This is a genomic window from Streptomyces sp. NPDC001868, from assembly GCF_040297125.1.
Lineage (GTDB): Bacteria > Actinomycetota > Actinomycetes > Streptomycetales > Streptomycetaceae > Streptomyces.
The window spans coordinates 1-9982 of sequence record NZ_JBEOYO010000107.1 but is presented as its reverse complement, the minus strand read 5'-3'; the positions used below and the strand labels follow the sequence as shown (position 1 = coordinate 9982).

Sequence of the window (9982 nt, the reverse complement as noted above, 5' to 3'; positions counted from 1 at the left end):
GAGTTGGACAGATCGATCCCCGATGGGTAGACAAGCACGTGAAGCTCCGGGCGGACAGGTTGATCTTGGTCGACAACCCATCTACCAGGAGCTTCGCCTTTTCCTCAACGCCGCTCTCAGCCGAGCCCGTGATCACGGCATGGAAGGCCCGGCATCCGTCGGTCAGCGGCCATCAGGGGAAGTACGCGATGCGGGAGATCGTGAACGCGATCCTCTACCAGAACCGCACGGGTTGTCCGTGGGAGTTCCTGCCCCACGACATACCCCGCCCGGAGCGGTGAAGTACTACTTCTACCTCTGGCGCGACGAGGGAACCGACTACGGGCCGGGACGCCGCGAAGAAGGTGCCGGGCGGGAAGAGATGCCTGGCCGTGGACGTGTTGGGCCTCGTCATCGACTGCGTCGTCCTGCCCGCCTCCGCCCACGCATACCGGGGCACCGCCGTACGGCGGACACCGACATGATTAGACGAGGGTTCCTTTCAGTGCCTGGGTGAGGAGCGAGCGGAGGGCTTGCGCGGTGACGGAGCGTGGGTTGGCGTAGGGCTGTGCCTGTGCCTGTGCGGTGATCTCGTCGAGGTCGCGCTCCGTGAGGCCGAGTTCGGCCAGTGAGCGTGGAGCGCCGAGTTCGGCGGATGTGTGCGCGAGGTGCTTCGGTACGTCGTCCGTGGCCAAGGCACGGCGCAAAGCCTGCTCGGCGGCCGGTGCGGCGGGGAGGTTGAAGGCGGTGACGTACGGGAGCAGGACCGTGTGGGTGGCGGCGTGGGGCAGGTCGAAGGTGCCCCCGAGGATGTGGCAGAGCTTGTGGTGCAGCGACATGGTGGTGGCGCCCAGACATGCCCCGCACAGCCACGCTCCGCGTAGCGCGTCGGTGCGGGCCGCCACATGGCCGGGGTCGGCGGCGATGGCGGGCAGGGCTGCGGCCAGTGAGCGCATCCCTTCCTCGGCCATCAGGGAGACGATCGGCGAGGCGTCGGGCGCGTACAGGGCCTCCACCGCATGGGCGATGGCGTTGAAGCCGCTGGTCACCGACACGTCCACGGGGAGGCCGACAGTGAGTTCGGGGTCGTAGACCACGCTGCGCGGCAGGACGGCCCGGTCGCGGCCGGTTTGTTTGCGTCCGCTCTCGGTGAGTCCCCAGACGGTGGTCATCTCGGAGCCGGCGTAGGTGGTGGGCACGCTGATCACGGGCAGGCCGGAGGTCAGGGCGATCGCCTTGCCCAGGCCGATGGTGGAGCCGCCACCGATGGCCAGACAGCCGTCCGCGCCGGCCTCGCGGGCGGCCGCGCGAGCCGCGTCAGCGACGTGGACCGGCACGTGCATCCTGGCTTCGGGGAAGAGACCCACGCATGCGTCGCCCAGCAGGGCGCCCGCGTGCTCGGCGAGAGAGCGCTGACCGGGCGTGGACAGCGCCAGCAGCCGGCGCAGTCCCAAACGGTCAGCTTCCTCGGGCAGTTGGCGCAGACTGCCGGGGCCGAAGACCACCCGCATGGGCAGAGCCTCGTAGGTGAAGGTCATCGCGTCGCCTTCGCCTCCGGCGCCAGCACGATGTCGAACCTGGCTTGGGTGAAGGGCGCGGTCACGCCGAAGCGCTCGGCGTCCTGCTCGTCGTGGGACTCGGCGAAGTCGGTGATCAGGCCCCGCTTGACCGCGAAGACGGCGTCCGAGTCGACGTAGGGGCTGCCTGCGACGAACGCGTGCGTGGTGATGGGCCGGTGGTGCTCGGCGCCGGCGATGAAGTGGATGTGGGCGGGCCGGTAGGGGTGCCTGCCGGTGGCTTCGAGGAGGCGGCCTACGGGGCCGTCGGTGGGGATCGGGTAGTGGGAGGGGACGACGGTGCGGAACCAGTAGCGGCCGTGCTCGTCCGTGCGGAAGAGGCCGCGCCCGTTGCCCGGGGGCTGCACGTCGGGCTGCTGCACGTCGTAGAAACCGTCCTTGGAGCACTGCCACACGTCGAGTTCCGCGCCCGGCAGCGGGGTTCCGTCGGCGGCGAGCACTCGGCCGAAGACCACGCAGGGACGGCCGGTGCCGAGGAGGTCGATGGAGTCGCCGAGTTCGCGGCGGGGCGACTCGGTCATGTGGAAGGGGCCGAGGACGGTGCTCTCGGTTCCCTCCTCGGCCCCGTTGATCGTCTCGACGAGCATGGAGATGCCCAGGATGTCGGAGAGCAGGACGAACTCCTGGCGGGTGTCGTCGCACTTCTGGCCGACGGCAGTGAGGAAGCCGATAGCGGCCTCCCACTCCTGGATCGTGGGTTCGATGTCGCGTACGAAGTCGTGGAGGTGGCGGGTCAGGCTCTCCATGATCTGCCGCAGCCGCTCGTCCTTGGTCTTCCGGAAGCTCTCCACCACCGCGTCGGTGGCGGTCTCGACGGTGAAGTCCACTGGTGGTCCTAACCTTTCGGGGTGCTCTGGCCGGTGAGGTGGTCGGTGAACCAGTCGCCGGTGAGCGCGTCGCGTTCGGCCGCGTGGTTGTAGAGGGTGTGCTCGCCGTCGGGCCAGATGCGGACGGTCGCGGCGGCGGGGTCGGCGGCGCGGAGGAACGGCTCCTGGTCCTCGTAGCGGGCCAGGGGGTCCTGGCCGCCGTGCAGCAGGAGCAGGGGGCAGGTGATGCGGTGCTTGTCCGGGTCGAAGCGCAGGGCGTCCATGACCTCGGTCACCCGGTCCGGGGCGTCGGTGCCGACGACGGCGGCCATCTGCTCGCGGGCGGTGCGGTATTCGGGGACCGTGGGCGCGGCCGGGGCGCCGTTGACGACCACCGCGCCGACGCGCGGGTCGGCGGCGGCCAGGTGGGCGGCGAACAGGCCGCCGAAGCTGATGCCCTGCACCCCGATCGCGCCGCCGAGGCGGGGATCGGCCTCGACCAGGTCGACGAAGCGGGCGAAGCCCTCCGTGACGCGCTCGTCGACGTACAGTCCGTGCCGCAGCCGCGACTCGCCCTGACCGGGACCTTCCGCTAGCAGGCAGGCCAGGCCGCGCGCGGTGTAGGCGTCGGCGACGGGCAAGTACGCGGCGCCCCAGCCGCTGAGCCCGCCCCAGACGATGACGGTGGCCGGGGCGGCGCCGGTCGGCGGCAGGCACAGCCATCCGCTGAGGACGCCGGCGCGGTGAGTGATCTCCACTCGCTCTACGCCGGGTGCGAGAGCGGCGGTCGCGGCGGTGTGCCGGGCGTACAGATCCCGCTTCTCCGCAGTGTCGCTCTGGTACGCCATCTGCGCGAACATCAGGGCCCCGGAGGCGAACCGGTATGCCTGCCGGGCGGTCGTGCGGTGGCCCGCGGCTTCCGACACCCGAGCGCGCTCCAGTTGTACGTCGGCGATCATCGTGGCGGCATCCTGCCAGGGGATTCCGGCGGTGGTGTCGGCGAGCAGCCGTCGGGCGTCGGCGGGATCCATGCCGCAGTCGGTGAGCCGGGTGAAGGGCATGGCCCGGTGCTGGGCGGCGACCAGCGGCGGCAGCACGGCCTCCGCTGCAGGATTTCCGGCAGTCATCCGGCTGCCCCTGCCGTTGCGGGCGCCCCGGACAGTGTGGCGTCGAGGTCGTCCACCAGCGCGCACAGGTCCGTACTGTCGACCGCCGTACCGAACAGCACGAAGTCGGGACGCGCCAAATACGCGACCGCGCCGAGCAGGTAGAGGTATTCCCGGTGCCGTCCGTCGAGGTCGTCGACGGTGTCGAGGGCGACCACGGCGCAGCCCAGGCGCTCCAGCCGGGCGAGCCGCTGCTGCCCGAGGGCGGCGGTGGGGTCCTCGGCCGTGACGAGGGTGAAGCCGTATCCGGTCAGGTCGTCGAGGCGTCCGGTGCGGCCGTCGGCCAGACGGACGCGGCCCTGCGGGGTGAGGGTGCCGATTGGTGTGCCGGCTTCCTTGCGCAGCACTCCGCCGCTCAGCGGCGGGAACGGGGGCGGCGGGGGTACCTTGCCGGCGAAGAACGCGGCGTCCCGGGCCGCCGCGGCCTCGGTGTCGTGGGTGTTGGCGACCTTTCCGAGGCCGATCGCCATGTGGGTGAGGGCGGTGACGTGCGGGCGGCGCTCGCTCTCGTAGGTGTCCAGCAGCGCCTCGGGCGCCAGGCCGCCGAGCACGAGGTGCAGTTTCCAGGCGAGGTTGGTGGCGTCACGGATGCCGCTGCACGCACCCTGGCCGAGGTAAGGGGGCATGGTGTGGGCGGCGTCGCCGGCCAGGAAGACCCTGCCGGTGCGCCAGCGGGTGGCGATGCGGGCCTCGAAGCCGTAGACGAGCTGGCGGGTGATCCGCACATCGTCCGGGCCCAGGTCGTGGTACTGCCGCAGCAGCCGCCAGGCGGCCTCCGGGGCGGTCATCTCCTCGCGGGTCTCGCCCGTCAGGACGGCGAACTCGAAGCGCTGGCGGGTTGTGCCGATGTTGATGGACATGTGCCCCCGCGCGGGATCGCAGTACTGGGTGCCGTAGGCGAACTCCGGGGGCTGGGGGCGCAACCACTCGGTGTCGATGTTGACCCAACTCTCGTTGAATCCGAAGTCCTCACGCTCCACTCCGAGCAGTTCCCGCACCCCGCTGCGGCTGCCGTCGGCGGCGATCACATAGCGGGCCCGGACCTCGTCGCGCGGACCGTCCGCACAGCTTGTCTCGGTGTTCCAGCCGCACAGGCGCAGGGTGACGCCGTCGTCGTCCTGGTCGAGGCCGGTGACCGCCCAGCCCTGGCGGACGTCGACCGTGCCGTAGCCGCGCAGCCGCTTGTCGATCGCCTGCTCCACGTCCGGCTGGTACATGGAGATGTGGTCCGGATATCCCATCGGGCCGTCGGGGGTCGCCGGGATGCGCACCAGCGTCTCGCCCTTGCCGTTGACCCACAGGTACTCGCACGGGGACGAGTCCCGCAGCGCCTCCTCGACATCGCCCGCCGCCTGGACGGTCCGTGCGGTCTCGTCATCGATGTGGGTGAGCCGGGGCAGCCCGTACAGGGCCGGCCAGCGTTCGCACACCACCACCCGGTGGCCGAGCCGGCCGAGTAGGGACGCCGCGGCGAGTCCGGTCGGGCCGTAACCGACGACGGCGATGTCATGGTGCTGAGCCATCGGACACCTCCAAAGACAGCCCCGCGCCGTTGCGAGGGACCGTGGTGGGAAGGAGAGAGGTGCGGCTCGACCGTGTGGTGCAGGCCGCAGTTCGTGTGAATTCAGATTCACACTTGGAGTGAAGCGAGATTCACACGACGGCAACATGGACGTCAAGACCCCGGTCGATAAACTGCGCAGATGACCGAGTCCCCCACCCGCAGGCCTGCCGCCCTCCGGGAAGGCAGTCGCCGTTCGCAGCAGGACCTCATGCAGGCCGGGTACGCGCTGCTCGAAGAGGGCGGAGTGGACGCACTGACCGTGGCCGCGGTCGCGGAGCGGGCCGGTATGGCGGTCGGCAGCATCTACCGCCGGTTCGGCGACAAGGAAGGACTTCTGCTGGCCATCCAGCACGCCTTCACCGAGAACCTCCAGGCCGAGATCAGCCAGCGCATGTCCCCGGAGCGGTTGCGCATCCTGCGCGATCCGGCCGTGGCGGTCGCCGAGGCGGTCGGCGCGATCACCGACGCCTTCCAGGCCTACGAGTCCCTGCTGCGCGTCTTCCTGCTGCTCGGCACCCGGCATGAAGCGGTACGGGTCGAGGGCTCACGCGTCAGCGTCGAGGGCAACCGCAACTTCGCCGAGGCACTACGTCACATCCCCGTCGCCCACCCGGATCCCGAGGCCGCGCTGGACTTCGCCTTCCGCTTGGTCTATGCCACGATCGCGCACCGCATCACGCAGGGCGAGTTCCTGGAGTCCGACCGCCCGCTGCCCTGGAGCGAGTTGCGCAGTCACCTCCAGACCGCGGTCATCTCCTACCTCCTCGCCACCCCGGACGGCCGCTGACCCCCTGGCTCGCCGTTGCGCAAGTGCGCGCACAGGGCTTGACGCGGCACGATCGGTTGTGAGCTCATGCTCACCACGTGCGTGAGTGCTGACTCACACATGGGTTCGCTTCTCTTCGCTTCCCACGCCCTCGTGCCGACAGCTCAGGTCCTCTTCCACCTCCGGAGCTCCGTCGTGGCCCGAGCAACTCGAAGGAGAGTTGTCGATGCATGCGACCTTGCCTCTGCCCACCTCCGACGTCGACCTGTTCGCCGACGCCGTGCTGCACGACCCCTACCCGGCGCTCCGCGACATCCGGGAAGCCGGCCCCGCGGTACGGCTGACCGCCTACGACGCCTGGGTCTTTCCCCGCTACGACCACGTCCGCGCGGCTCTGGCCGACCACGAACGCTTCTCGTCGGCGCACGGCGTCGGCTACGAGGACCAGTTCAACGCGCAGATGAAGGGCACCGTGCTGGACAGCGACCCGCCGGACCACACCCGGCTGCGGGCTCTGCTGTCCGACAAGCTCGCCCCCAAGGCCCTGGCGGGGCTCCGTACCCGGATCGCCGCCCTCGCGGACGTCCTTGTCGCCGACGCCGTGGCCAAGGGCGGCTTCGACGCCGTAGCCGATCTTGCCGCGGTGTTCCCGGTGACCGTGGTCGCCGACCTGGTCGGGTTCACCGAGGAAGCACGGGGCCCACTGCTGTCGTTCGCGGACGCGGCGTTCAACACCTTCGGCCCGTTCAACGCCCGCGCCCAGGCGTCCATCCCCTTCATCGGCCAGATGTTCGGGTACCTCAACACGGTGATGGTGCCGGAGAACCTCCGCCCGGACGGCTGGGCCGCCGCCATCCACCAGGCCGCGGACCGGGGGAGATCGAGGCCGCCTCCGTGGTGCCCCTGCTGTCCGCGTACGTGATCGCCAGCATGGACACCACCATCAACGCGATCGGCAACACGGCCCTCCTCTTCGCCCGGCACCCGCAGGCCTACCAGGAAGTCCGCGCCGAACCGGCGCTCATCGGCCCGGCGTTCGATCAGTCACTGCGACTGGAGCCCCCCGCACCGGGCTTCTTCCGGCGCACCACCCAGCCGGTGGACATCGACAGCATCACCATCCCGGCCGACACCAAGGTCCTGCTGTCCTTCGTCTCCGCCAACCGGGACGAACGCAAGTGGGAACGCCCCGAGGAGTTCCTCGTCCGCCGCAACCCGGTCGACCACGTCGCCCTCGGCTACGGCGTGCACGGCTGCGCCGGCCAGGGCCTGGCCCGGCTGGAGGCGCACGCGGTGCTCGGCGCGCTGGTACGGCGGGTGTCGTCGATCGAGCTTGCGGGGCGAGCCGGTCCGCAAGCTCAACAACGTCATCCGGGGCATGGCTTCGCTGCCCGTCACGGTACGCACAGAAAGGCAGTAAGTGAGATGTCCAGGATCGTGGTGGACTTCGACCGTTGCGAGGGCCACGGACTGTGTGAACAGACCGCGCCCGAGGTCTTCCGGCTCGACGACGAGGGCGAGCTGCGGCTGACTCACGAGGAGGTGGCCCCGGAGGACGAAAGGGCCGTCGCCGCCGCCGTGCGGGTGTGCCCCGTCGCGGCGCTGAAGGTCCGGCCGTGAAGCGGATCGTTGTCGCCGGCGGGTCCATCGCCGCGCTGACGGCGGCGGAGAGCCTGCGGGCCGAGGGCTTCGACGGACAGGTGATCGTCCTGTCCGAAGAACCCCACCAGCCCTACTCCCGCGTCCCGCTGTCCAAGGGCGTCCTTGCCGGCCGGGACCCCGCGACATCCGCCCTGCTTCCCGCGCCGGGCGAGGACATCGAGTTCCGTACCGGGGCGCGTGCCGTACGGCTGGACACCCGCGGCCGTGCGGTCACGCTGGCCGACGGCACCAAGGTGCCGTACGACGGGCTGGTCGTCGCCACCGGAGCAAGGGCACGCCGCCTGACCGGCGGCGCCGACCTGGTGGTGCGCACCCTGGACGACGCCGAGGCCCTCGCCTCCCGGCTGGCCACCGCCCGCAGCGCGATCGTGCTGGGCGGCGGCTTCCTCGGCATGGAGGTCGCCACGACCTGCCGCGCACTCGGCCTGGAGGTCACCGTGGTCGACCTCGTCCCGCCGCTGCTCAGGCTGCTCGGGCCGTGGCTGGCCGATCTCGCCGTCGCGGCCGCCCGGGACCACGGCATCCGTGTCCGAGTCGCGCCGGACGGCGTCACCGTGATGGGCGAGCACCGCGTGCGCTGCGGCGAGTCGGTCCTGGAGGCCGACGTGATCGTGTGCGCGGTGGGCGACGTACCGAACACCGAATGGCTCAGGGACTCCGGCCTTCCCCTGGACGCCGACGGCGGCCTGATCGCCGACGCGTGCTGCCGCGTCGCTCACCCCGGTAGAGGCCGTCATCCACTCCTTCCAGCTGATCCTGGCCGGCACGGACACCACCGCCAGTCTGATCACCAACCTGCTCCACGAGCTGCTCGTCGACCGCACCCGCTGGGAACGCCTCCTCGCCGACCGGTCGCTCGTTCCCGCGGCGATCGAGGAGTCACTGCGCCACGACGCGCCCCTGCAGTACGTGTTGCGTACGGTCACGGGGGAAAGCGAGATCTCCGGCTGTCCCGTGAAGCCCGGCGACCGCCTCGCCGTCAGCCTCCAGTCCGCCAACTGGGACGAACGGGCCTGGGGCGCCGACGCCGCGGACTACTCGCTCGACCGGCCCATGGGACAGGCCACCACGATGACCTTCGGCTACGGCATCCACACCTGCCTCGGCGCACCACTGGCCCGACTGCAGACCCGCGTCGTCCTGGAGCAGTTGCTGGACCGCTTCCCCGACCTGCGTCTCGCTCCCGGCTACCACCGCGAGCCGCCTCCGGGCCTGGTCATGATCCGCCGCCCGGCCCGACTCGACGTCGTGCTCTGACGTTCGGCAGCCGAGTGTCCCTCCCGGACGCCGACCACCACGAAGGCAGGCATCGCCGCTACGGTCCGCCCTCGGACCGTCGAGGCCGAGCCAGCTGCTGAAGGGCGTGCCCGCCTTCGAAACCCAAGGAATCGCCCAGACCCCATGCTCCGCGACCGGGTCGCTCGGACAACCGGTCGGAACACTGCAATCACTACCACCCCTCGCGTGAAGCCCCGGCCCTCTGGTGAGGGCACGGCAAGCGGGCGAACTGTCAGGTGGCGGTCAGCGTGCACGCGGTCACCGATGTTGCCTCCGTCCCGCTTCAGTGGCGGCTGTTCCTGCCCAAGGAGTGGGACAGCGACGCCGGCGCCGCTGCCAGGTGCCCGATGAGGCCGGGCACCGGGAGAAGTGGCGCCTGGCGCTGGACACCCTCGACGAGCTGGCCGGGTGGGGGCTGGTGCCGCCGGTGGTGGTGGCCGACGCCGGCTACGGGCAGAACGCCGACTTCCGTGACGGCCTGAGCGAGCGGGGCATCGGCTATGTCGTGGCGGTCCGTTCGGACGTGACCGTGCACCCCCATGACGCGCGGCCGACCGCCCCGGCGTGGTCCGGGAACGGCCGCAGGCCGCAGCCCCGCTACCGGGACAAGCCGTCCTCCGTGTCCGTTCTGGCACTGGTCACGGACGGCAGGCGTTCACCGAGGTCACCTGGCGGGAAGGCTCCCGCGGGCCGATGCACTCGCGCTTTCTGGCGCTGCGGGTGCGGCCGGCCGGTGTCCGCTCCCGTCGCCTGGCCCAGGCCGCCGCCACCGTGCAGGAAGGCTGCTGGGACGGCGTCCTGCCCGAAGTCACCCTGCTGATCGAGTGGCCCGAAGGCGCCGAAGCACCCACCGACTACTGGCTGTCCAGCCTGCCCGCCGACACCCCGCTCACCGAACTGGTCCGTCTGGCCAAGATCCGCCGGCGCATCGAGCACGACTACCGGGAACTCAAGCACGGCCTCGGCCTGGACCACTTCGAGGGACGTTCCTGGACCGGGTGGCATCACCACGTCACCCTGGTCACCGCCGCCCACGCCTTCCTCACCGAACAGCGCCTGGCCCCAAAAGCCGATACAGCGGGCTCACCCTCTACCAGATCCTCGACACCATCCAGGACCTGCTGAACTGCTGGACCGGCACCTGCACCACCTGCCACCGCCCCCTGCCAAGAACATCCACCACC

General features: G+C 70.8%; 9 protein-coding genes and 3 pseudogenes. 8 read left to right on the top strand and 4 right to left on the bottom strand.

The genetic code is table 11. From position 1 onward, the window contains the following. Nucleotides 1–65 precede the first annotated feature (65 nt). Nucleotides 66–425: pseudogene (locus ABT147_RS46380) on the top strand (transposase); the annotation flags it as partial. Nucleotides 426–464: 39 nt separating this feature from the next. Here the strand turns inward: ABT147_RS46380 and ABT147_RS46375 are convergent. Genes ABT147_RS46375 through mhpA form a run of 4 tightly spaced genes read right to left on the bottom strand, consistent with a single transcriptional unit; the run spans nucleotide 465 to nucleotide 5051 of the window. After that, the gene (locus ABT147_RS46375) at nucleotides 465–1517 is read right to left on the bottom strand and encodes a maleylacetate reductase (protein WP_351418419.1); all 1053 of its coding nucleotides are present in this window, start codon (nucleotides 1515–1517) and stop codon (nucleotides 465–467) included. Continuing rightward, nucleotides 1514–2383 (bottom strand): dioxygenase family protein, encoded by an 870-nt coding sequence (locus ABT147_RS46370; protein WP_351418417.1) that lies wholly within the window; start codon nucleotides 2381–2383, stop codon nucleotides 1514–1516. The genes ABT147_RS46375 and ABT147_RS46370 overlap by 4 nt, the downstream gene beginning before the upstream one ends. 8 nt (nucleotides 2384–2391) lie before the next feature. Next, nucleotides 2392–3489 carry an alpha/beta hydrolase family protein gene (locus ABT147_RS46365; protein ID WP_351418415.1) on the bottom strand — a complete coding sequence of 366 codons (1098 nt, stop codon included), beginning with the start codon at nucleotides 3487–3489 and terminating at the stop codon, nucleotides 2392–2394. Continuing rightward, nucleotides 3486–5051 carry a bifunctional 3-(3-hydroxy-phenyl)propionate/3-hydroxycinnamic acid hydroxylase MhpA gene (mhpA, locus tag ABT147_RS46360; RefSeq protein WP_351418412.1) on the bottom strand — a complete coding sequence of 522 codons (1566 nt, stop codon included), beginning with the start codon at nucleotides 5049–5051 and terminating at the stop codon, nucleotides 3486–3488. The genes ABT147_RS46365 and mhpA overlap by 4 nt, the downstream gene beginning before the upstream one ends. Nucleotides 5052–5231: 180 nt before the next feature. On the opposite strand from mhpA, the gene ABT147_RS46355 reads away from it, so the two are divergent. The 7 genes and pseudogenes from ABT147_RS46355 to ABT147_RS46325 all read left to right on the top strand — a co-directional run bounded on the left by ABT147_RS46355 (nucleotide 5232) and on the right by ABT147_RS46325 (nucleotide 9923). Then, a complete protein-coding gene (locus ABT147_RS46355; RefSeq protein WP_351418410.1) occupies nucleotides 5232–5879 on the top strand; it encodes a TetR/AcrR family transcriptional regulator in 648 nt (215 codons plus the stop codon). 205 nt (nucleotides 5880–6084) lie between these two features. Further along, nucleotides 6085–6780, top strand: coding sequence for a cytochrome P450 family protein (locus ABT147_RS46350; RefSeq protein WP_351418408.1), 696 nt, complete (start codon nucleotides 6085–6087; stop codon nucleotides 6778–6780). Continuing rightward, nucleotides 6753–7478 (top strand): cytochrome P450, encoded by a 726-nt coding sequence (locus tag ABT147_RS46345; RefSeq protein ID WP_351418405.1) that lies wholly within the window; start codon nucleotides 6753–6755, stop codon nucleotides 7476–7478. Before ABT147_RS46350 ends, ABT147_RS46345 begins: the two co-directional genes overlap by 28 nt. Then, a pseudogene (locus tag ABT147_RS46340) lies at nucleotides 7445–8185 on the top strand (NAD(P)/FAD-dependent oxidoreductase); the annotation flags it as partial. The gene ABT147_RS46345 and the pseudogene ABT147_RS46340, both read left to right, overlap by 34 nt. Nucleotides 8186–8255: 70 nt before the next feature. Beyond that, complete coding sequence (locus ABT147_RS46335; RefSeq protein WP_351418421.1) at nucleotides 8256–8777, top strand: cytochrome P450; 522 nt, start codon at nucleotides 8256–8258, stop codon at nucleotides 8775–8777. Nucleotides 8778–9034: 257 nt separating this feature from the next. Next, nucleotides 9035–9375, top strand: a pseudogene (locus ABT147_RS46330) (transposase); the annotation flags it as partial. A gap of 116 nt (nucleotides 9376–9491) precedes the next feature. Continuing rightward, the gene (locus tag ABT147_RS46325; protein ID WP_351418424.1) at nucleotides 9492–9923 is read left to right on the top strand and encodes a hypothetical protein; all 432 of its coding nucleotides are present in this window, start codon (nucleotides 9492–9494) and stop codon (nucleotides 9921–9923) included. Nucleotides 9924–9982 lie beyond the last annotated feature (59 nt).

Excerpts from the sequence above, each read along its gene's own strand:
- ABT147_RS46375 (WP_351418419.1), bottom strand. The coding sequence starts at position 1,517 with ATGACCTTCACCTACGAGGCTCTGCCCATGCGGGTGGTCTTCGGCCCC.
- ABT147_RS46365 (WP_351418415.1), bottom strand. The coding sequence starts at position 3,489 with ATGACTGCCGGAAATCCTGCAGCGGAGGCCGTGCTGCCGCCGCTGGTC.
- mhpA (WP_351418412.1), bottom strand. The coding sequence starts at position 5,051 with ATGGCTCAGCACCATGACATCGCCGTCGTCGGTTACGGCCCGACCGGA.
- ABT147_RS46355 (WP_351418410.1), top strand. The coding sequence starts at position 5,232 with ATGACCGAGTCCCCCACCCGCAGGCCTGCCGCCCTCCGGGAAGGCAGT.
- ABT147_RS46350 (WP_351418408.1), top strand. The coding sequence starts at position 6,085 with ATGCATGCGACCTTGCCTCTGCCCACCTCCGACGTCGACCTGTTCGCC.
- ABT147_RS46325 (WP_351418424.1), top strand. The coding sequence starts at position 9,492 with ATGCACTCGCGCTTTCTGGCGCTGCGGGTGCGGCCGGCCGGTGTCCGC.